Source organism: Nocardiopsis sp. iso_237 (assembly GCF_056173345.1).
This window is the reverse complement of sequence record NZ_CM149669.1, coordinates 1,590,728-1,612,516: the sequence shown is the minus strand read 5'-3', so window position 1 is coordinate 1,612,516 and position 21,789 is coordinate 1,590,728. Positions and strand designations below refer to the sequence as shown.

General features: G+C 71.7%; 18 protein-coding genes. 6 read left to right on the top strand and 12 right to left on the bottom strand.

The annotated features are described in order from the left end of the window. Positions 1-21: 21 nt before the first annotated feature. From AC0VYM_RS07315 to AC0VYM_RS07280, 8 genes are all read right to left on the bottom strand, one after another. Positions 22-234 carry an antitoxin gene (locus tag AC0VYM_RS07315; RefSeq protein WP_475460408.1) on the bottom strand — a complete coding sequence of 71 codons (213 nt, stop codon included), beginning with the start codon at positions 232-234 and terminating at the stop codon, positions 22-24. A 78-nt stretch (positions 235-312) separates the two neighbouring features. Further along, the gene (gene mgtE / locus AC0VYM_RS07310; protein WP_475460406.1) at positions 313-1,653 is read right to left on the bottom strand and encodes a magnesium transporter; all 1,341 of its coding nucleotides are present in this window, start codon (positions 1,651-1,653) and stop codon (positions 313-315) included. Between the two features lie 271 nt (positions 1,654-1,924). Next, on the bottom strand, positions 1,925-3,028 hold the full coding sequence (locus AC0VYM_RS07305; RefSeq protein ID WP_475460404.1) for a PP2C family protein-serine/threonine phosphatase: 1,104 nt from the start codon (positions 3,026-3,028) through the stop codon (positions 1,925-1,927). Between the two features lie 617 nt (positions 3,029-3,645). After that, positions 3,646-4,113 (bottom strand): ribose-5-phosphate isomerase, encoded by a 468-nt coding sequence (locus tag AC0VYM_RS07300; protein WP_475460402.1) that lies wholly within the window; start codon positions 4,111-4,113, stop codon positions 3,646-3,648. Between the two features lie 99 nt (positions 4,114-4,212). Further along, the gene (locus AC0VYM_RS07295; RefSeq protein WP_378735183.1) at positions 4,213-4,359 is read right to left on the bottom strand and encodes a hypothetical protein; all 147 of its coding nucleotides are present in this window, start codon (positions 4,357-4,359) and stop codon (positions 4,213-4,215) included. A gap of 126 nt (positions 4,360-4,485) precedes the next feature. Continuing rightward, the gene (locus AC0VYM_RS07290; RefSeq protein WP_475460400.1) at positions 4,486-5,907 is read right to left on the bottom strand and encodes an aldehyde dehydrogenase family protein; all 1,422 of its coding nucleotides are present in this window, start codon (positions 5,905-5,907) and stop codon (positions 4,486-4,488) included. 158 nt (positions 5,908-6,065) lie between these two features. Next, positions 6,066-6,221, bottom strand: coding sequence for a hypothetical protein (locus tag AC0VYM_RS07285; RefSeq protein ID WP_017545179.1), 156 nt, complete (start codon positions 6,219-6,221; stop codon positions 6,066-6,068). Positions 6,222-6,240: 19 nt separating this feature from the next. Beyond that, a complete protein-coding gene (locus tag AC0VYM_RS07280) occupies positions 6,241-6,876 on the bottom strand; it encodes a mycothiol-dependent nitroreductase Rv2466c family protein (RefSeq protein WP_475460398.1) in 636 nt (211 codons plus the stop codon). A 261-nt stretch (positions 6,877-7,137) separates the two neighbouring features. Between AC0VYM_RS07280 and pepN the strand changes: the two genes are divergently transcribed. Continuing rightward, entirely contained in the window at positions 7,138-9,681 is a 2,544-nt protein-coding gene (gene pepN, locus AC0VYM_RS07275) for an aminopeptidase N (protein ID WP_475460396.1), read from the top strand. 117 nt (positions 9,682-9,798) lie between these two features. Here pepN and malQ read toward each other — a convergent pair whose 3' ends face one another. Next, positions 9,799-11,832 carry a 4-alpha-glucanotransferase gene (gene malQ / locus AC0VYM_RS07270; protein ID WP_475460394.1) on the bottom strand — a complete coding sequence of 678 codons (2,034 nt, stop codon included), beginning with the start codon at positions 11,830-11,832 and terminating at the stop codon, positions 9,799-9,801. 202 nt (positions 11,833-12,034) lie between these two features. Between malQ and AC0VYM_RS07265 the strand changes: the two genes are divergently transcribed. After that, a complete protein-coding gene (locus AC0VYM_RS07265) occupies positions 12,035-13,420 on the top strand; it encodes an MFS transporter (RefSeq protein ID WP_475460392.1) in 1,386 nt (461 codons plus the stop codon). Here AC0VYM_RS07265 and AC0VYM_RS07260 read toward each other — a convergent pair. Further along, positions 13,317-14,756 carry an amidase gene (locus AC0VYM_RS07260; RefSeq protein WP_475460391.1) on the bottom strand — a complete coding sequence of 480 codons (1,440 nt, stop codon included), beginning with the start codon at positions 14,754-14,756 and terminating at the stop codon, positions 13,317-13,319. The two genes, AC0VYM_RS07265 and AC0VYM_RS07260, sit on opposite strands and share 104 nt — an antisense overlap. A gap of 210 nt (positions 14,757-14,966) precedes the next feature. Between AC0VYM_RS07260 and AC0VYM_RS07255 the strand changes: the two genes are divergently transcribed. Together AC0VYM_RS07255 and ilvD are read left to right on the top strand one after the other, a co-directional pair. Continuing rightward, entirely contained in the window at positions 14,967-15,752 is a 786-nt protein-coding gene (locus AC0VYM_RS07255) for a nuclease-related domain-containing protein (RefSeq protein ID WP_475460389.1), read from the top strand. 231 nt (positions 15,753-15,983) lie between these two features. Next, positions 15,984-17,846: a dihydroxy-acid dehydratase gene (gene ilvD, locus AC0VYM_RS07250; protein ID WP_475460387.1), complete on the top strand. Its 1,863-nt coding sequence runs from the start codon at positions 15,984-15,986 to the stop codon at positions 17,844-17,846. Between the two features lie 10 nt (positions 17,847-17,856). Here ilvD and AC0VYM_RS07245 read toward each other — a convergent pair whose 3' ends face one another. Continuing rightward, entirely contained in the window at positions 17,857-18,063 is a 207-nt protein-coding gene (locus tag AC0VYM_RS07245; RefSeq protein WP_475460385.1) for an FmdB family zinc ribbon protein, read from the bottom strand. A gap of 149 nt (positions 18,064-18,212) precedes the next feature. Beyond that, positions 18,213-18,713: an HNH endonuclease gene (locus AC0VYM_RS07240; RefSeq protein WP_378735391.1), complete on the bottom strand. Its 501-nt coding sequence runs from the start codon at positions 18,711-18,713 to the stop codon at positions 18,213-18,215. Positions 18,714-19,091: 378 nt separating this feature from the next. Here AC0VYM_RS07240 and AC0VYM_RS07235 point away from each other — a divergent pair, with 378 nt between their 5' ends. Then, positions 19,092-21,185 carry a prolyl oligopeptidase family serine peptidase gene (locus AC0VYM_RS07235; RefSeq protein WP_475460383.1) on the top strand — a complete coding sequence of 698 codons (2,094 nt, stop codon included), beginning with the start codon at positions 19,092-19,094 and terminating at the stop codon, positions 21,183-21,185. A 169-nt stretch (positions 21,186-21,354) separates the two neighbouring features. Beyond that, complete coding sequence (locus tag AC0VYM_RS07230) at positions 21,355-21,789, top strand: acyl-CoA thioesterase (RefSeq protein ID WP_475460381.1); 435 nt, start codon at positions 21,355-21,357, stop codon at positions 21,787-21,789.

Genomic DNA, 21,789 nt, shown 5'->3' with positions numbered 1-21,789 from the left:
CCCGGGTCGGAGCCCCCGCGCCTACTCCTGACCCTTGTCCTTCTTGTTCTCCTGCGCGCGCTTGCGCAGGTAGTCGGTGGCGGCCCCGGCTCCCTTGTCGATCTTGTCGTCGTGGCTGCCGCCGGTCGCCTTCTTCGCGGCGTCGGCCACCTTCCCGACGACACCCTCGGCCTTGTCGGCGTGGTCGTTGACCGCCTTCTTGAGCCGGTCGAACGTACCTCCGGTATCGGACATGGAATCCCCCTAGAAGCGTCCTGCCTGGTGGTGCGATACCCGATTCACGCGGACTTCAAGCGGAACGCCCGCACCGTGTCACAGTCCCAGCACCATACGCGCCACCGAGAAGTAGATGAGCAGCCCGGTGGCGTCCACGAGGGTGGCGACCATCGGGGAGGAGACCACGGCGGGGTCCACCCCGACCTTGCGGGCGAGCAGGGGCATCGCGGAACCGATGATCGCCGCCCAGGTGCAGATGGCGATCACCGAGAGGGCGACCACCACCGCGACGTCGAACCCGACCAGGAGCGACCCGATGGCCAGGGCTATCCCCGCGAGCATGACACCCAGGAGCAGTCCGACCCGGCTCTCCTTCCAGATCACCGCCGGGAGGTCGCGCACCCGCACCTCACCGACCGCGAGGGCGCGCACGATCGCCGTCGCCGACTGGGCGCCCACGTTCCCGCCCGTGCCGATGAGCATCGGCACGAACATCGCCAGGGCCGTGACCTCCTCCAGGGTGGCCTCGTAGACCTGCATGACGTTGACGGTCAGGGTCGCGGCGACGATGAGCAGCATCAGCCACACCGAGCGGGCGCCGACCAGGCGCAGCACCCCGACGGACACGTAGTGGTCGTCGATGGGGCTGGCGCCGGACTGGCGGGCCATGTCCTCGGAGTCGGCCGCCTCGATGACCTCCAGGGCGTCGTCGAAGGTGAACAGGCCGACGAAGCGGTCCTCGGAGTCCACCACCGGGAGGGAGACCAGGTTGGCCTCCTGGATGAGTCGGGCGGCGTCCTCGACCGGTTCGCTGACGCCCACCCGGGGCGCCAGGACGTCCACCAGGTCCTTGAGGAGGCGGTCGTCGTCGCTGACGACGAGGTCGCTCAGGGTGATGGTGCCGACCAGTCGGCGGCCGTCGCTGACCACCGGCAGGGTGTAGATGGTCTCGGCGTCGGCTCCTTTGGCGCGCACCACCTCCAGGGCGCGGCCCACGGTGAGGTCCCGGTGCAGGATGACCGTCTCCGGTGTCATGTACCGGCCGACGGAGTCCTCGGGGTAGCCCAGGAGCGCGGCGGTCATCTTGCGTTCGGCGGGGCTCAGCCCGGCCAGGGCCCGGGTGGCGATCTTGGCCGGGGCCTCCCCGATGAGGCGGGCCCGGTCGTCCGGGTCCATCTCCTCCAGGATGTCGTGGAAGTCCGTGCCGCGCAGGCCGAGGAGGATGGCCTGCTGTTGGCCCGGGTCCAGCTCCTCGAAGACCTCCAGCTCGCGGTCCTTGTCCAGGAGGCGGAAGGGGATGATCGCCTCGCCGCTGGACATGCGGGCGAGTTCGTCCGCGATCTCGTGGGGCCTGTGTTCGGCCAACCAGAGCCTGATCCCGGTCAGGTCGTTGTTCTCGACCAGATCTGTGAGTTCTTCAGCGCGCTCGCCGTCCATGCGAAGCACCCCCTTGCGTCTCCATCGCCCGGCGGGCACGCCCGCGGGGCCGCGAAAATCCGGTGAGTCCGGGTCCTGGGGACCCGGTCCGGCCCCTCGTCACTGGTGTGGTGGTCCGTGCGGGCGTCGGCGCCCAGGGGGCGGAGAGGGCGGGCACGGTGGTCCGTGAACGGGTACGAAGACCTCGTACCGGGGTCGGGGAACATGTCGACCCTACCGTCAGGAACGGCTCGTGCGACTCATCCCCTGCCGGTGGCGGAGCGGGTCCGGGTCAGGTGCGCCAGAGGACCACGAGGGCGCAGTCGTCGTTCTTGTCCTTGCTGAGGGTGTCCACGACCTCGCCCGCGCCGGTGGCGAACCCCTGGGTGACCAGCGTGTCGGCGGCTCCGAGGAGGCGGTCGATGCCCGCGTCGAGGTCCTCGCCGGGGGTCTCGATGAGGCCGTCGGTGCACAGCATGATGGCGTCGCCGGGACGGAGCTTGCCCGGGACTGAGGTGTAGGTCATCTCGGGGATGACGCCCAGGACCACGCCCTTGGCCTCCGTCGTGCTCCACACGCCGCCGCCGCTGTCGAAGTGCAGGGCGGGCGGGTGCCCGGCGGAGGTGACCTGGTACTCGCCGGTCTCGGTGTCCACGCTGAGGTGGACGGCGGTCACGAACCCCTCGCCACCGCTGTTGCGCATGAGGTAGTCGTTGCAGTGCGCGAGGAAGTCGCCCGCGGGGACGGCGCCGATGAGTCCGCTGAACGCGCCCGAGAGCATGAGGGCGCGGGTCCCGGCGTCCACGCCCTTGCCGGAGACGTCGACGACGGCGATGTCGAGCCGGTGCTCGCGGCGGATGGAGACGACGAAGTCACCGCCGAACGAGGAGCCGCCCGCCTGGCGCAGGACGGCGGTGCGCCCCCAGCCGGAGGGGACCTGCGGGAGCTTGCCCTGGTCACGCAGGCGGTCGCGCAGGTCCAGCAGCATCATCTCGCCGCTGAGACCCTGGACGCCCAGGCGTTCGCGCACGCCGGAGAGCAGGTAGGACAGGACCGCGGTGACGCCGATGGTGACCACCAGGCCGGGTCCGACCTGGCCGAAGTCGAGCATGAAGGCCACGAACAGCAGGACGGCGACGACGACCCCGAGCAGGAAGGCGAGGCTCTTGCGCTTGAGCAGCAGCCCGCCGGCCAGGACGGTGAGGATGGTGGAGCTGGGCGGGAACCAGCCGGTGGGGCCCCACACGGCGCCCACGCCGATGCCCACGGCGATGGCGACCAGGGTGATGAGGACGAGGCGATAGCGGAAGAGCACCTTGCGCCGGAGCACCGCGACGATGCGCTGCACGGTGGATCGCAGCAGTCGGGTGGTCCTGGCGGTCGGTGTGGGGTTCATTGATCCTCTAGGCTCGGCACGCCCGCTCACCGCGGGGGTCACTCCTGGTCGTGGTACGGCACACCGGTGCGTTCACGGTCGCGTCGGAGGCCGGGTCTGGGGTCGGCGGAGGGGGCGCTGTGTGGGGGCACGGCCCGGTTCGCGGAGGCTGGTTCCGCCGAGGGGCGGGCACCGATGGACGCGGACAACACGGTGTCTCGGACTACGATGGCCCGCCGCTGTGCACGAACTGTAGCGCTTGGGGTGCTGGCCTGGCACGTACTACCAGCGGCGATCCGCCCCATAACCCCGGGTTTGGGTTCCGCCTAAACCCGTGTACGCGGGGTCGGACTCACGCACCCGTAGGGGAACTTCCCGGTGATTTCGGGAACTCACCCCTCTCCTGGACACGACACGCGGCCGGGTGTGTCCGAGCGCGGTCGCGCGCCTCACGAAGAACCCGCACCGGACGGCGCGGGGCACTCCTGGGCAAGGATCCCACAACGACCCCGGAGAGGACAGGCCACCGGTCCCGAACCGGACACGGACCCCGCAACCCCCGACACGCGTCCGCCCCCGCGTGCCGGGCACGCGGGGGCGGACGATCGGTCCCCGAGGGGGGCGGGACCACGGACGGGTTACGGAAGCGGGGGCAGCCCGCCGGTGTGCTCGTAGTCGCTCAGCATGGCGATGCGGCGGGTGTGCCGCTCCTCGTCGCTGTACGGCGTGGCGAGGAAGAGCTCCACGAACCGGGTCGCCTCCTCCAGGGAGTGCATCCGGCCGCCGATACCGAGCACGTTGGCGTCGTTGTGCTCCCGCGCCAGCTTGGCGGTGTCCTCACTCCAGGCCAGGGCGGCGCGGACGCCGGTGACCTTGTTGGCCGCGATCTGCTCCCCGTTGCCGGAGCCGCCGATCACGATGCCCAGGGACCCCGGGTCCTTGGCGACGCCCTCGGCGGCGCGCAGGACGAAGGGGGGGTAGTCGTCCACGGCGTCGTAGACGGCCGGACCGGCGTCGACGACCTCGTGGCCGTTCTCCTTCAACCAGGAGACGAGGTGTTCTTTGAGCTCGAAGCCCGCATGATCTGATCCAAGGTAAACACGCACGTCACCAGTGTGACACCTCCCGGGAACGAACGACGCCGCGCCCCCTCCCGGTCGGTGGGACCGGCGGGGCGCGGCGCGCGTCGTGTGGGTCGCGGGGGATCAGGCCCCGGCGGCGGCCGCCGCCACGCTCAGACCGAGGGCGGCGAAGCCGGCCATCGACAGGATCGCGATCAGGTTGTACACGAGGATCGACTTGAGGTCCTTACCGAGAGGACCTGCCTTGGAGACCGCGGGCTTGTTGCTCAACTCACACCTCGATTGGGTTCGACCAGGGGATGACCAGTCGGAATCTTTCCACACCGCACAACGCGCGCGTCACCGGGTCCGATTCCGCCGGGGTGGGTCCGGGAGCGGTGAGTCCGACCACAGGGGCTATCTCTGCACGGCCTTGACCTCGCAGAACTCCACCAGGCCGGGCAGGCCCCACTCGCGTCCGTTGCCGGAGCGCTTGTACCCGCCGAAGGGGGCCCGCGGGTTCAGGGCCCCGCCGTTGAGCTCCACCTGGCCCGCCCGCAGGCGGCGGGCGACGGCCAGCCCCTCGTCGGGGTCGTCGGCCCACACGGCGGCGTTGAGGCCGTAGACGGTGTCGTTGGCGATCTCCACCGCCTCCTCCACCGTGTCGTAGGGGATGAGGGCGAGCACCGGGCCGAAGATCTCCTCCTGGGCGATGCGCATGTCGTTGCGCACGTCCGCGAAGACGGTCGGGCGGACGTAGTAGCCGGTGCCGTGCTCCTCGACGGGTTCGGAGCCCCCGACGACCAGGCGGGCGCCCTCCCGCACACCGAGGTCCACGTAGGAGCGGACCCTGTCCCTCTGCGCGGCGGAGACCAGCGGCCCCAGGCGGGTGTCCTCGTCGGTGGGGTCGCCCGGCACGTACTTGGCGGTGGAGGCGGCGGCCAGCTCCACGGCCTCCTCGTAGGAGTCGCGGTGCACGAGCATGCGGGTGAGGGCGTTGCAGCTCTGCCCGGTGTTGCGCATGACGTCGGCGACGCCGCGCTTGACCGCCTTGGCCAGGTCGGCCCCGGGCAGGATGACGTTGGGCGACTTGCCGCCCAGTTCCAGGGCGACCCGCTTGACCGTCTCGGCCGCGACCTGGGACACCCGGGTCCCGGCCCGGGTGGAGCCGGTGAAGGAGACCATGTCCACCCGGGGGTGGGCGGCGATCGCCTCGCCCACCACCGGCCCGGTGCCGGAGACGAGGTTGAACACGCCCGCGGGCAGCCCGGCCTCGTGCAGGACCTCCGTGAGCCAGTAGGCGCTGAGCGGCGCGACCTCACTGGGCTTGAGGACCACGGTGTTGCCCGCGAGGAGCGCGGGGACCACCTTCAGGACGACCTGGTGCAGCGGGTAGTTCCACGGGGTGATGGCGCCGACCACGCCGACCGGCTCGTGCACCACCAGGGAGTTGCCGACCTCCTCGCCGCCGAAGTAGCGCTCGCCGTGCTCCTCGACCAGGTCGATGTAGGTGCGGAACATGCGCGCGGGCAGCCCGGCCTGCACCTTGGTGGCGAAGGTCGCGGGCGCGCCCATGTCGGTGGTCAGCAGCCGGGCGGCGTCGTCGAGCCGGGCATCGAACAGCTCCAGCGCGCGGGCCAGGTGGGTGACGCGCTGGCCCGGGGTGAGCGCGGACCACGCGGGGAGGGCGGACGCGGCGGCCTCGACCGCGGCGTCGACGTCGGCGGCGGCACCCGCCGGAACGGTGTCGATGACCTGCTCGGTCGCCGGGTTGACCACGTCAAGGGCCTCGTTGGAGGCGGAATCGCGCCAGGCGCCGTCGATGTAGAGGGATCGCATGGCCCCACTGTCCCAGAACGGGATTCGGGTTGGCCAGAGCGGAGGGGCCCCTGGGACGACGTCGGGGCGGGCACCCGTGGTTCCACGGATACCCGCCCCGGCGGCGGCACCGGAGGGACGTGCCGGTTCGGCGCCGAAGACCAGCCCCAGTCCGGAGGTCAGCCCCAGTGCGGGGGACGGTCGGCGATCAGCCGCGCCGTGGAGTCCTCGTCGCTGTCGCCCCACCCCTCCGAGCGTTCGTCGCTCGTGGTGTCGGGCAGAAGGTCGAGGTCGTCGAGGAAGGTGGCGCGGCGGTCGTCGTCAGGCCCTGGCATGGGTGCTCCCGGAGAGGTGTCAGTCGAAGATGGGCGAGCGCGTGCGGGTGCGCTTGAGCTCGAAGAACCCGTCGGTCCCGGCGACCAGGCGCACACCGTCCCACAGCTTCCCGGCGGCCTCGCCGCGCGGGATCGGGGAGACGACCGGGCCGAAGAAGGCCACGTCCTCCACCTGGATGACGGGCGTGCCGACGTCCTCTCCCACCAGCTTCATCGCCTCGCCGTGCGAGGCGCGCAGGGCCTCATCGTACGCGGTGGAGTCGGCGGCGTCGGCCAGGTCTTCGGGCAGCCCGGCGTCGGCCAGGGCCGCCCGGACGGTGTCCGTGTCCTTCGCCTCGTCGCGGTCGTGGTACCGGGTGCCGAGCGCGGTGTAGAGGGCGCCCAGCACCTCGGGGCCGAAGCGCTGTTCGGCGGCGACGCACACGCGCACCGCGCCCCAGGCGTGGTCGAGGAAGTACCGGTAGTCCTCGGGAAGGTCACGGCCCTCGTTGAGCACGCTCAGGCTCATCACGTGCCAGCGCACAGTCACGGGGCGGACCTTCTCCACCTCCAGCAGCCAGCGGGAGGTGATCCAGGCCCACGGGCAGGCCGGGTCGAACCACATATCCGCGTACACGTTCTCCCGCTCGCCTGCCTGTGTGGGGGTCTCGGTCATCGCTGCTCCTCGACTGGGGCCTCTGGGCGCCTGTGGGCCGGGCCAGGGGGAAGGTCGGTCTCGGTCGGCGGGCCCGAGAGATCGGGTCCGCCATGGAGCGTCAACCACGGTGATCGGTTGCGCATTCCACCCCCGTGCGTGGCAGGATCGATCCGACTACAACGACCTCAGGCCCGACGGCGCCCACCCCAGTCGGCGGGCTCGACGCGGTCGACAACCGATTCCGGCCGACGACGATGACGGCCGTGAAGGGAGCGTGGCGTGGCAGGGAACCTGACACGGGACGAGGCCAAGGAGCGGGCCCGCATTCTCGGCGTGGACTCCTACGCCGTGGAGCTGGACCTGACCACCGGTGCGGAGACCTTCCGGTCCACCACCGTGGTGCGCTTCTCCAGTACGGAGCCGGGTGCCCGGACCTTCGTCGACCTCGCCGCGCCGAGAGTCCACAGCGCCGTGCTGAACGGGCGCGAACTGGACGTGGCCGAGCTGTTCGACGGCGAACGGCTCACCCTGCCGGACCTGGCCGCCGCGAACGAACTCACGGTGGTCGCGGACGCCGCCTACATGCGCACCGGTGAGGGCCTGCACCGGTTCGTGGACCCGGTGGACGACTCCGTCTACCTGTACAGCCAGTTCGAGACGGCCGACGCGCACCGCATGTTCACGTGCTTCGACCAGCCCGACCTCAAGTCCACGTTCGAGCTGACCGTGTTCGCGCCGCCGTCGTGGGAGGTCGTCTCCAACAGCGCCCCCGACGTGGAGCGCGAGGCGGCGGGCGAGGAGCGGGTGCGCTGGCACTTCCCCGCCACCGAGGTGATGTCCACCTACATCACCGCGCTGATCGCCGGTCCGTACCACGTGGTCCGCGACGAGCACGACGGCATCCCGCTGGGCCTGTACTGCCGCGCCTCGCTCGCGGAGCACCTGGACTCCGACGCGCTGTTCGAGGTCACCAAGCAGGGCTTCGACTTCTTCCACGGCCTGTTCGACCTGCGCTACCCGTTCGGCAAGTACGACCAGCTGTTCGTGCCCGAGTTCAACGCGGGCGCCATGGAGAACGCGGGCGCGGTGACGTTCCTGGAGGACTACGTCTTCCGCTCGCGCGTGACCGACGCCCGCTACGAGCGCCGCGCCGAGACGATCCTGCACGAGATGGCGCACATGTGGTTCGGTGACCTCGTCACCATGCGCTGGTGGGACGACCTGTGGCTGAACGAGTCGTTCGCCACCTACGCGAGCGTGTACTGCCAGGTCAACGCCACCCAGTGGTCCGACGCCTGGACGACCTTCGCCAACGTGGAGAAGGCCTGGGCGCTGCGCCAGGACCAGCTGCCGTCCACGCACCCCATCGCCGCCGACATGGTCGACATCCAGGCGGTCGAGGTCAACTTCGACGGCATCACCTACGCCAAGGGCGCCTCGGTCCTCAAGCAGCTGGCCGCCTACGTGGGCGTGGACGCGTTCTTCGCGGGCGTGCGCGCCTACTTCAAGGAGAACGCGTTCGGCAACACCGAGCTGAGCGACCTCCTCAAGCACCTGGAGGCCGCCTCCGGCCGCGACCTGTCCGCCTGGTCGAAGGAGTGGCTGGAGACCACGGGCGTCAACACCATGCGTCCGGAGTTCGAGGTGGACGCGAACGGCGACTTCACGTCGTTCGCGATCCTCCAGGAGGCCGCCTCCGAGCACCCCACGCTGCGCTCGCACCGCCTGGCCGTGGGCCTGTACGACCGCACCGACGAGGGCATCGTGCGCCGCGAGCGCGTGGAGCTGGACGTCAGCGGTGCCCGTACCGAGGTCCCCGAGCTGGTCGGCAAGGCCCAGCCGGACCTGGTGCTCATCAACGACGACGACCTCACCTTCACCAAGATCCGCCTGGACGAGCGCTCCCTGCGCACACTGGTGGAGGGCGCCGGTGAGATCCGCGAGTCGCTGCCCCGCGCGCTGGCCTTCAGCGCCGCCTGGGACATGACCCGCGACGGCGAGATGGCCGCGCGGGACTACGTGGCCCTGGTGGCCTCCGGGATCAGCGGCGTCAACGACGTCACGGTCGCCCAGACCCTGCTTCGCCAGGCCTCGGGCGCGCTCTTCAACTACGCCGACCCGGCCTGGCGCCCGTTCGGGTTCGAGCTGCTGGCCGACCGGCTGAGCGAGCTGCTGTCGTCCGCCGCGCCCGGCGGCGACCTCCAGCTGGCCTACGTCAACGCCCTGGCCGACGCCGCCGTGACCGACGCCCACCTCTCCCTGTTGCGGGGGCTGCTGGACGGCGCGATCACCGTGGACGGCCTGGAGGTCGACACCGACCTGCGCTGGACCCTGCTGCGCCGCCTGGTCGCCGCGGGCAAGGCTGGTGAGGCGGAGATCGCCGCCGAGCTGGAGGCCGACCCGACCGCCACCGGTCAGCGCAACGCCGCCGGTGCCCGGGCCGCGATCCCCACGGCCGAGGCCAAGGAGACCGCCTGGGAGCGGATCGTGGGCGGGGACCTGGCCAACGCCGAGTTCCGCGCCACCCTGCTGGGCTTCACCGAGCCGCGCCAGGCGGAGCTGTTCCGCCCCTACCTGGAGCGGTACTTCGCGCAGCTCGCCCCGGCCTGGGAGAAGTGGACCGGTGAGTTCGCGCAGACCTTCGCCGAGGTGGTCTACCCGAGCCAGCTGGTGGAGGAGGCGACCCTGGAGCGCACCGACGCCTACATCGCGGAGCACTCCCCGGCCCCGGCGCTGTACCGTCTGCTGATCGAGGGGCGGGCCGGGGTGGAGCGTGCCCTGCGCGCCCGCGCCAAGGACATCGCCGCCGGTCAGAACGGCTGACGAGCACGGCGTACGCGACCGTGTGACGGCCCCCCGGGGAACTCCTTCCCCGGGGGGCCGTTCCGCGTCCCGCGGCGGACAGTTCCCGGTGACCGCCCCCGGTCTACAGGCCCCGGTCTACAGGCCCCGGCCCTGGTGGCCGAGGGGGCCCAGCGTGCGGCGGACGCGGGCGACCATCCTGGGGTCGGCCAGCAGCTCGTCGACCAGGACCGGCTCACCCTCGCCGCTGGTGAGGGGGATCCGCCAGTTCGGGTACTCCGTGCTCGTGCCGGGCTGGTTCTGCATGCGCCGCTCCCCCACCACGTCGGTGAGGGCCACCCCCAGCATCCGGGCCGGGGTCGCCGCCAGGTAGGCGTGCATCGCGGCGACCACGGAGGCCGGGTCGCCCACCGGGTCGGCGTCCTCCTCCAACAGCCCCAGGTACACCAGCAGCGCGCACCACTGGGCCACGCGGGCCTCGGAGGCGGCGCGTTCCTCGGCCACGGGCCGGTCGAGCAGGCCGAGCCGGTCGCGCAGTTCCACGTGCTCGGCGGACAGGTACGAGGAGACCGGCGGCAGGTCGTGCGTGGCCACGGTGGCCAGGCAGTCCCGGCGCCACTGGTCGGGGGTGAGCGGTTCGCCGTCCCGGTCGTTCTCGAACCACAGAACGGAGGTGCCGAGGACCCCCCGGTCGGAGAGGTGGTCGCGGACCCAGGGCTCGACCGTGCCCAGGTCCTCGCCGACGATCACCGCGTCGGCGCGCCTGGCCTCCAGTACCAGCGTGCCCACCATGCCCTCGTGGTCGAAGCGCAGATAGGTGCCCTGGTCGGCGGAGGCGCCCTCGGGCACGCACCACAGCCGGAACAGGCCCATGACGTGGTCCATCCGCAGGCCGCCCGCGTGCCGCAGCCCCTGGGAGAGGATCTGCCGGAAGGGCCCGTAGCCCAGCTGGGCCAGGCGGGTCGGGTTCCAGGGCGGCTGTCCCCAGTCCTGCCCGCGCCGGTTGAACTCGTCCGGCGGGGCGCCCACGTGCAGGCCGTGGACGAGGGCGTCGCCGTACATCCACGCGTCCGCCCCGCCGCCCTGCACGCCGATGGCGAGGTCGTGCACGATCCCCACGTCCATGCCGCTGTCGAGGGCGCTGCCCTGCGCCTGGGCGAGCTGTTCGTCCAGTATCCACTGGAGCCAGCGGTGGAACTCCACGCGCGGCCACAGTTCCAGGGCCTTCCGACCCACCGCGAGCGAGCCGACGTCGCGCAGGTCCGAGGGCCAGGTCCGGAAGTCGGAGCCGTACTCCTCGGCCAGCGCCGACCACGTCGCGAACTCGACCAGGGGCTGGCCCTCGCGCTCCAGGTAGTGGCGGAGCGACTCCTCCCGCCCCGGTGCGCGCGCCACCTGGAAGAGGATCTCCAACGCGGTGCGCTTGGCCTCCCAGACGCCGTCGCGGTCGAGGAGGTCGGCGGTGCGGCCGCGTTCGCGCAGCGGCCGCGCCAGGCGCTGGATCCCCTCGCGTTGCGCGGGGTCCAGGCGCGCGTACTCGGGCACGTCCTCCACGCGCACGTACAGGGGGCTGGCGTAGCGGCGGCTGACCGGCAGGTAGGGCGAGGGTTCGAGCGGTGTACGGGGTTCGGTGGCGTGCACCGGGTTGATCAGGGTGAAGTCGGCGCCGAGGTCCCGGGCGCTCCACTCGGCGAGTTCGGAGAGGTCGCGCAGGTCGCCCGTGCCCCAGGAGGCCCGGGAGCGCACGCTGTAGATCTGCGCCATCAGCCCCCACAGGCGGGGGTTGTCGCGCAGCGCGGTCGACTCGATCCGGTCGGGGACCACCAGAAGGGGGGCGTCGTGCTCGGTCCCGTGGTCGGTCACCCTCAGGGTGTGCACGCCCAAGGGCAGACCGGGATCGAACGGCAGCAGGGCGCCGTCCGAGGTCTCCACGGAGCTGCGGGCGCCCTCGGGCAGCACCAGGTCCGGCGCCTTGCCCTCGCGCACCACCACGGCGGGTGGCAGCAACCCGCGCCCCGGCCCCGCGTCGGGGTCGTTCGGGTCCACCCCCAGGGCGGTCAGGACATGGCGGATCGTGTCCGGACTGACGGGCACCTTCCTGCCCCGCCAGTCCTCGTATGCGGTCGCGACCCCGTGGCGCTCGGCCACCCGGCTCAGCTGAACGTCCCTCACAGACACCGATCATGCCCCACGGCGGCGCGCGTACACCGGAGGACGGCCCGGCGTGGGAGCAGAACATGCCTCGCTTCGCCGTTCCCGGGCCCCGGCTCGACCTCCCCTTTCCCCCGGCTTTCCCCTGGTCCCCGTCCGCACCGCCGTCCGGGCGGTCAAATCCCTTGGCGGAGTGCCCGGTGGGAGCTGCATAATCGAACACGTGCTCGCCAACTACCGACGGCTCTTCGCCGTGCCCCACGTCCTGTCCCTGTTGACCTGGTCCCTCGCGGCCCGGTTCTACACACCGGGGCTGATGATCGCGGTGACCTTCCTGGTCCAGGGCTGGACCGGTTCCTACACCCTCGCCGGCCTGGTGGCGGGCGCGTTCACCCTGGGCATGGCGATGGTGGGGCCGTTGCGCGGGCGGATGGCCGACCGGGGCAACAGTGACCGTCTGGTGCTGGTGTGCGGTGTGGTGTTCACCGTCGGTCTGGTCACCCTGGCGCTGCTGCCCGCCTCGCTGTGGTGGGTCTCCATCCCCCTGGCCCTGGGCACCGGCGTGTTCGGCACCCCGGCCAACCAGATCGTGCGGGCGCTGTGGCCCCGGCTGACCACGGGTTCGGAGCGGCAGGCGATCTACGCGGCCGAGGCCACCACCCAGGAACTGGTCTTCGTCTTCTCCCCCATCCTCACCGCCGGTGTGGTGGCGCTGGCCGGGCCTCGCTGGGCGCTGTTGCTCCTGGGAGTTCTGGGGCTGATGGGCGCGGTGGGGTTCGCCCTGGCCCTGCGCCGCGCGGGGGTGACCGGTCCAGCCGAACCGGACCCCGCCGACGCCGTCCCGCAGGAAGCGGACGGCGGGGCCGACCGCCGCCCCTCCGCGCTCGCGGGCCGCAGCCTGCTCTTCTACCCCGCCCTCTGCCTGCTGTTCGTGATGTGCGGGATGATCGTCTCCGGCGTGGTCGGCATGGACCTGGTGATCGTGGCCTGGGCCAACGAGCTGGAGGCGCCCCACTACGTGATGGTGCTGGCCTCGGTCTGGGCGCTGGGCTCCCTGGTGGGCGGCGCCGTGGCGGGCGCGCTCAGGGGAACGCCGAGGCTGCCGCTGCGGGCCTTCGGGGCGGCGCTGGGGATCGCGGTGCTCATCCCCTTCCTGCCGCCGGTGAGCCACCTCCCGACCCCGCTGCTGATCACCCCGCTGCTCTTCGTCTCGGGTCTGGCCCTGGCGCCGACCCTGGCCGCCGTGATGGGCCGTCTGGGCGACGCCGCCCCCGCCCACCGCAGGGCGGAGGCGTTCGGCTGGATGGCCACGGCCATGAGCGTCGGCGCGGCGGTGGCGGGGCCGCTGACCGGTGCGCTGGTGGACACCAACGGGATCGCCGGGGGCGCGCTCGGCGCGGCCGTGCTGGTGCTGGTGGCCGCGGTCCTCAGCCTGTTCCTGGGTCGGCTGTCGGGGTCCACCGGTCCCGGGGCGGACCGACGGGACGCCGCCGAACGCGCACCGGTCAGTCCGTCCGGCCCCCGGGAACCCGGTGCGCCCACGGACGGGCCCGCTCCAGTTGGGCCGACAGGGACAGCAGGGTCCCCTCCCCGCCGATCCGCCCCGTGAGCATGGAGCCGATCGGCAGACCGCTCGACGACCAGTGCAGCGGGACGCTCACCGAGGGCTGCCCGGTCACGTTGTAGAGCGAGGTGAAGGGCGTGAACTCGGTCATGAGCCGGAACTCCTCCTCGGGCCCGCCCGAGGTGAAGTGCCCGATCGGCACCGGGGGGCGGGCCAGGGTGGGGCTGAGGACGGCGTCGAAGCGGGCCGTGGCCGTGAGCATCGCGCGGGTGCCGCGCTGGAGGCGTGCGACGGCCCCCACGTGCTCGGGGACGGTGGTCCGGCGGGCGCGTTCACGGAGCCACCGGTAGATCGGGGTGAGCTCGTCCTCGCGGGCCGGGTCGACGGGCGTGGCCGAGGCGATGGCCGCCCACAGGTACGTGAAGTCGTCCGCGAAGGCTCCCCCGAAGGCGGTCTCCCCGGGGTTGTCGATCTCCTCGACCTCGTGTCCCAGGTCCAGGAGCAGCCGCGTGGTCTCCTCGTGGGCGGCGAGCACGTCGGGGTGCACGGGGATGCCCGTGGACCCGGTGTCGGCGTAGCGGGCGATGCGCAGCCGCCCGGGTTCACGCCGGGCGTGGGCCGCGAAGGTCTCGCCGGGTTCCGGGGGCGGTGCGGTGAACTGGTCACCGGGGAGGTTGACCGCCATGACGTCCAACATCAGGGCCGCGTCCAGGACCGAGCGGGTGATCGGCCCAGCCGTGGACAGCCCGTTGAGGTCGGCGCGGTCCGGCCCGGGTGAGATCCGGCCCCGGGTGGGCTTGAGCCCGAACAGGCCGCAGACGCTGGCGGGGATGCGGATGGACCCGCCGCCGTCGCTGGCGTGGGCCACGGGTGCGAGCCCGGCGGCCACCGCCGCGGCGGCGCCCCCGCTGGAGCCGCCCGGAGAGAGGACGGTGTCCCAGGGGTTGCGGGTGGGCGGGGCGACGGCGTTCTCGGTGTGGCAGGTCGCGCCGAACTCGGGGGTGTTGGTCTTGCCGAGGAAGACCGCTCCCGCGTCGCGCAGCTGGGCGACCACCGCGGAGTCGGTGGGGGCCACGAGGCCGGGGAGCACGCGTGAGCCGAAGGTGACGCGGACACCGGCGAGGGTGTCGAGGTCCTTGACGGGCAGCGGGACGCCGAGGAGCGGAGGCAGGTCGTCCGGCGTGTCGTCCATCGCGCGCTTCTGCGCGTTCCGGGCCTGTTCCAGGGCCAATTCTTCAGTGACCGTAATATAGGCGCCGTATCGGTCGTCCAACCTCCGAATTCGCTGGAGGTAGTGCTCAGCGATCTCAACAGGCGACAGTTCACGACTGCGGACCAACGCGGCGAGTCGGTGCGCGGGAAGTTCATGAATTCTGGTCATGCCACCCGAGGTTAACCGGGTAGGGCAACGGGCACCACGCCGAAGGACGGTACTTCTCCAGAGAGGTGGCGAAACGTCAATCCTTCCCCGTTCCGACGCCCCGGACACGCTTGGGCGCCAGAACACCGGGGAAGAAAAGTGTGAGAAGTCATGCGCTAGGACTCGGATATGGATGGAACTAACCTGTCCGTCGTGGAATCGGCAACCAGAGTGAACGGTCGTAGCTCGTCCTCCGAAGGGTCGGAGCCCGAACGACCCGAGACCCTCTTCTTCCCCAACCAACGCAAGGAAGGCGGCGCGGCCAGCACCAAGGCCCTCTACGGGGCCCTGAGGTCGAACGACGCCGTCCGCCGCTGGATCCTCCGGAGCGTTCCGGCCGGGGCCGTGGCGGGTGCCTTCGGCATGCTCACCGGGGACTGGAGGGTCGGCGTCACCTTCGGCCTCCTCGTCCTGGTGTCGGTGATGGTCTGGAGCGCCCGGCGCGAGTCGGAGATCCCCCGCTGGCGCAAGCCCTCGGCCGCCCAGCGCCGCACCGAGGCACAGCTCAAACTCATGAAGCAGCTCGGCTACCGCGTCCTGCACGCGCGCGCCGTCCCCGGCGGCAACGGCCAGATCGACCACTTCATCGTGGGTCGGCGCGGCGCGTTCGCCATCGACTCGGAGGCCTGGGACAAGCGCCTCCCGCTGCGCAACAAGCTGGAGAAGCTCTACCACGGGCGGTTCAGCAAGAACGAACGGATCGACGAGGCCCTGGAGGAGGCCAAGCGCGCGGAGGAGCTCATCAGCAAGGAGCTCGGCCGCGACATCTCGGTGCGCGCCTCCCTGGCCATCTACGGTCCGGGCATGCCCTGGGACAGCCACCGACTGCGGGGCGTGGACATCATCACCGGAACCAAGGTCCGCAAGTGGCTGCGCAGCGGACGCGACCGTCTGAGCGAGACCGAGATCGAGGAGATCTATCAGGCCGCGAAAAAGGCCCTGCCGCCCCGTTACTGACCCCGTCCCCCCTCGTCCGCCCCGGGCCCGGAACCAGCCACACCGTCGTGGCCTCCGGGCCTCTCGTCCGTCCGGGCCCCGCCGACCGCCCGGCGCGAACGCGCCGAACCGGGGCCTCGACCTCGGCCCATCTCACCATCCGGAACGCGTGTCTCTTCCGGCGAGACCGAAGCTGTCCCCGAGGGGGACTACCATCGTGGGGAAACACCCGTAACGATGGGAGTCCACCCCATGCCAGCCCTACGCTCACGCACGGTCACCCACGGCAGGAACATGGCAGGTGCCCGCGCCCTCATGCGCGCCACCGGCGTGGAGCGCGAGGACTTCGGCAAGCCCATCGTGGCCGTGGCCAACAGCTTCACCGAGTTCGTGCCCGGCCACGTGCACCTGCGCGAGGTCGCCGAGGTCGTCGCGAACGCCATCCGCCAGGCGGGCGGCGTGCCCCGCGAGTTCAACTCCATCGCCGTCGACGACGGCATCGCGATGGGCCACGGCGGCATGCTCTACTCGCTGCCCAGCCGCGAGCTGATCGCCGACTCCCTCGAGTACATGGTCAACGCGCACTGCGCCGACGCCCTCGTCTGCGTCTCCAACTGCGACAAGATCACCCCGGGCATGCTGCTCGCCGCGATGCGGCTGAACATCCCCACCGTGTTCGTCTCCGGTGGCCCCATGGAGGCCGGGAAGGTCACGGTGGTCGACGGCACCGCCACCACGGTCCGCAAGCTCGACCTGATCAACCCCATGATCGCGGCGGCGGACGAGAGCGTCTCCCAGGCCGAGCTGGACGAGATGGAGGAGAACGCCTGCCCCACCTGCGGTTCCTGCTCGGGCATGTTCACCGCCAACTCGATGAACTGCCTCACCGAGGCCATGGGGCTGGCCCTGCCCGGCAACGGCACGGTCCTGGCCACACACACCGCGCGCAGGGCCCTCTACGAGGACGCCGGGCGCCTGGTCGTGGAGGCCGCCCACCGCTACTACCGCGACGACGACTCCTCGGTGCTGCCGCTCTCCATCGCCACCCCCGCCGCCTTCGCCAACGCCATGGCGCTGGACGTGGCCATGGGCGGCTCCACCAACACGATCCTGCACCTGCTGGCCACCGCCACCGAGGCCGGTGTGGACTTCGGGCTGCCCGAGATCGACGCGATCTCCCGCCGCGTCCCCTGCCTGTGCAAGGTCGCGCCGAACACCGAGAAGTACCACATCGAGGACGTCCACCGGGCGGGCGGCATCCCCGGCATCCTGGGCGAGCTGGCCCGGGGCGGCCTGCTCGACACGTCGCTGCCCACCGTGCACGGCAAGACCGTGGGCGAGTTCCTCGCCGAGTGGGACATCGCCTCGGAGACGGTGCTGCCCGAGGCCGTGGAGCTCTTCCACGCGGCCCCCGGCGGCGTGCGCACGACGAAGGCCTACTCGCAGAGCGTCCGCTGGGACACCCTGGACGCCGACCGCGAGAAGGGCTGCATCCGCGCGGTGGAGCACGCCTACACCAAGGACGGCGGACTGGCCGTGCTGTTCGGCAACCTCGCCCCCGACGGCGCGATCGTCAAGACCGCCGGTGTGGAGGAGGAGCTGTGGACCTTCTCCGGGCCCGCGAAGGTGTTCGAGTCGCAGGACGACGCCGTGGACGGCATCCTCAACAAGCAGATCGAGCCCGGTGACGTGGTCGTCATCCGCTACGAGGGCCCCAAGGGCGGCCCCGGGATGCAGGAGATGCTGTACCCGACCAGCTTCCTCAAGGGCCGCGGCCTGGGCAAGGCCTGCGCGCTCATCACCGACGGCCGCTTCTCCGGCGGCACCTCGGGGCTGTCCATCGGCCACGCCTCCCCCGAGGCGGCGGCGGGCGGCGACATCGCCCTGGTCGAGGACGGCGACACCATCAGCATCGACATCCCGAACCGCGGCCTCGTGCTGGAGGTCCCCGAGGACGAGCTGAACGCCCGACGGGAGCGCCTGCTCAAGGAGCTGGGCAGGTTCCAGCCGCGCGACCGCCAGCGTCCGGTGACCGCCGCGCTGCGCGCCTACGCGGCGATGGCCACCTCGGCCTCCACCGGCGCGGCGCGCGACGTCACCCAGATCGAGAGGTAGGGCCCCGGCCTCAGCCGCAGCAGCCGCCCCCGCAGCACCCTCCGCCACCGGAGGGCGCGGGGGCGGCGGCGCGTCCGCCCACCGCGACGGTGGACAGCAGGCGCACGGTGTCGTCGTGACCCTGGGGGCAGTCGGCCGGAGCGTCGGAGTCGGCCATGGGGCGGGAGAGCTCGAAGGTGTCGCCGCACTCGCGGCAGCGGAAGTCGTATCGGGGCATGCCCCAAGGATAGGCGGGGGCGGGGGTCCGTCTCCAGCCCCCGGCCGCCACCGTGCACGGGGGCGCCCCCGGTGGGCCGACGAGGGGTCGGCCTCCCGGGGGCGTCGTCCGGGCCGGGTGGGACGCCCGGTTCCGACCCTTGCTGCCGCCTAGGCGGCCAGGTGTGCCATGTACGGTTCCCACTGGGGGTCGCCGTGCAGGTCACCGTTGATCAACCGCCAGTGGGGGCCCTTGGGCACCTTGGGGGTGATGTGCAGTTCCCAGCCGATCTCGTCCAGGAACTTGTCCGCCTTCCGGTGGTTGCACGGCTTGCACGCCGCCACCACGTTCTCCCACACGTGCGCGCCACCGCGGCTGCGCGGGATGACGTGGTCGATCGTCTCCGCCTTCTTCCCGCAGTAACCGCAGGTGTGCCGGTCCCGCCGCATGAGCGCCACCCGGGTGAGGGGCACCCTCCGGCTGTAGGGGACGCTGATGTAGCGCCGAAGCCTGATCACCGACGGTACGTCGTAGGAGCGCGTCGCCGAGTGCAGCACCGCCCCCGCACCGTCGTCGTGGACGACCTCCGCCTTCTCGCGCAGGACGAGCAGGATCGCTCTGCGCAACGGAAGCGTCGTCAGTGGTTCAAAACTGGCGTTGAGCAGCAGCACGTGGCGGCGGGCGGTGCCTGGACCACCCTCCCGGCTGCGTCGGGCGCTCATCGCGTCGCCCCGGCGGCCGCGTGCGACCGCCATGTCTCTTCCCCGGCCAGCCGATCAGCCAGCCAGGTGACCTCCCTGTGCACCGACCCGAGGATCGGTGTCTCCGTACGCCTTGCCACACGGACCTCCCGGTGGTTCCCGCCGAGTTGCGTCCCGCATTCAGTTTGCTTGGTCGGACCGCTCCGGCGCCACCCCAATTTACGGCGGGCCGCCCGGAAAAGGCCCGTTGTCGCTTTCTGGAACCCATTGTGCGTCCGAGGAACCCGGATTCATCCTCCCGCCGCGCCGAACACACACAGTGAGATAACGGTGGATAGGGTGCGAAGTATGCGCGAACTCCGCTATCCCCCGGCCGCACGGCTGGACATCAACGAGACCCTCCACGGACACTCCGTCCGCGACCCCTACCGGTGGCTGGAGGAGGCCGACTCCACGGACACCAAGGCGTGGTCCGACGCCCAGGACGACCTGTACGAGAAGCTGTCGAGCGACTACGTGACCCGCGACTGGTTCGCCGGGCAGGTGCGCTCGCTCATGGGCGCCGGACACGTGGGCACCCCGCTCTGGCGCGGTGAGCGGCGCTTCGTCACCCGGCGTGCGCCCGGGCAGGAGCACGCGGTCCTCCACGTGTGTGACGGCAACGGGCCCGAACGCGTCCTGATCGATCCCGGCGCCCTGGATCCCTCCGGTCTGACCACCCTCGACGCCTGGCGCCCCTCCCCCGACGGCCGCCTGCTCGCCTATCAGCTCTCCGAGGGCGGCAACGAGGAGTCGTCGCTGCGCGTCATCGACGTGGACTCCGGCGAGCTGGTCGACGGCCCCCTCGACCGCACGCGCTACAGCCCGGTGGCCTGGCTGCCGGACGCCTCGGCCTTCTACTACGTGCGCCGCCTCCCCCCGGAGGAGGTGCCCGAGGACGAGACCTCCTACCACCGCCGCGTGTACCTGCACCGGCTGGGTACCTCCGGCGACCAGGACGCCCTGGTCTTCGGCCAGGACCGGGACAAGACCGAGTACTTCGGCGTGGACGTGAGCCACGACGGCCGCTGGCTGGTCCTCACCTCCGTCCGGGGCACCTCGTCCGCGACCAACGCCTGGATCGCGGACCTGGAGGAGGGCCCGCTGGAGAGCCCCCGCCTGGTCACCGTCCAGGAGGGCGTCGACTCCGACCTGCACCCCAGGATGGGCCGGGACGGCCGCCTGTACCTGTTCACCGACCGTGAGGCCCCGCGCGGGCGCCTGTGCGTCGCTGACCCGGCCGCCCCCGGGTACGAGAACTGGACCACGCTGATCCCCGAGGACCCGGAGGCGGTCCTGGAGGGCCACTCCCTCCTGGGCTGGGACGGGAACGGCACCTCCGAGCTCCTGGCCGTGTGGAGCCGCCACGCGATCAGCGAGGTCACCCGGCACGACCCGGAGACCGGTGAACGGCTCGGCGCCCTGCCCATGCCCGGCCTGGGCAGCCTCGCCGGGCTCACCACCAGGCCCGAGGGCGGGCACGAGGCGTGGTTCGGCTACACGGACAACACCCACCCCTCGTCCGTGTACCACTACGACGCGCGGACCGGGCGGGTGGAGCTGTGGGCCGACTTCCCGGGTGAGATCGACCTGCCCGAGGTCCGGACCGAACAGGTCGCGTTCACGTCCAGGGACGGCACCACCGTCCGCATGCTGGTGGTCTCCCCCGCCGCGCCCGCGGACGGCCCCCGGCCGACCATCCTCTACGGGTACGGCGGCTTCCAGATCTCCCTCACCCCGGGCTACTCCGCCGCGATCCTGGCGTGGGTGCGCGCCGGGGGCGTGTACGCCGTCGCCAACCTGCGCGGCGGTCTGGAGGAGGGCGAGGAGTGGCACCGGGGCGGCATGCTCGCCAACAAGCAGAACGTGTTCGACGACTGCGCCGCCGCCGCCGAGCACCTGATCAGCAGCGGGACCACCACCCCGGAACGTCTGGCGGTGATGGGCGGCAGCAACGGCGGCCTGCTGGTGGGCTCGATGGTCACCCAGCGCCCGGACCTGTTCGCGGCCGCCGTGTGCTCGGCTCCGCTGCTCGACATGGTGCGCTACGAGAAATTCGGGCTGGGCCAGCTGTGGAACGTGGAGTTCGGCAGCGCGGAGGACCCCGAGCAGCTCGGTTGGCTGCTCGGCTACTCCCCGTACCACAACGTGCGTGAGGGGACCCGGTACCCGGCCACCCTGTTCACGGTGTTCGACAACGACACCCGCGTGGACCCGATGCACGCCCGCAAGCTGTGCGCGGAGATGCAGCGGGCCACCTCGGCACCGGTGGAGGAGAGGCCCGTCCTCGTGCGCCGTGAGGCGGAGGTCGGGCACAGCTCCCGGTCGGTGAGCCGGAGCACGGCGCTCACCGCCGACCAGCTCGCCTTCCTCGCGCACCACCTGGGCCTCTCGACGCCCTGATCCCGCGGCTCTCCTCCGGGTCGCACGCCCGGAGGAGAGCAAGGACACAGGACGGGAGCCCTCCCGCGCCTGGGCCCGCCCCGGTGGTCTTTGGGACAATCCTCGGAGGCCGGGGCGGGTCCCGCACCACGTGGTGCGGGGCGCGCCCACCCCGCGGAGAGGATGCAGCGTGACACAGACCGAGGTCGAGAACACCGCGACCACCGGGCCCCAGCGGTACGTTCACCTGGCCCAGGTGCGCTACGCCGACCTCGACCCGCAACAGCACGTCAACAACGTGCGGATGCTGACCTACCTGGAGGACGCCCGCGTCGGCTTCCTCCACTTCGGGGTCGGGAACGACCCCGAGGCGTTCGGCGCGACGGTCGTGGCCCGGCAGGAGGCCGACTACGTCGCCCCGCTGCTGCCCCGCGTCGAACCGGTGCGCGTGGAGCTCTGGGTGACCGAGGTACGCAACGCCAGCTTCACCATGGACTACGAGATCCTCGACGACGACCGCGTCTACCTGCGCGCCAGGACGGTCCTGGTCGGCTTCGACGTGGCGACGCAGAGCGCCCGGCGCCTCAACGACGCCGAGCGCTCGCTCCTGCACAGGTTCTCCTGA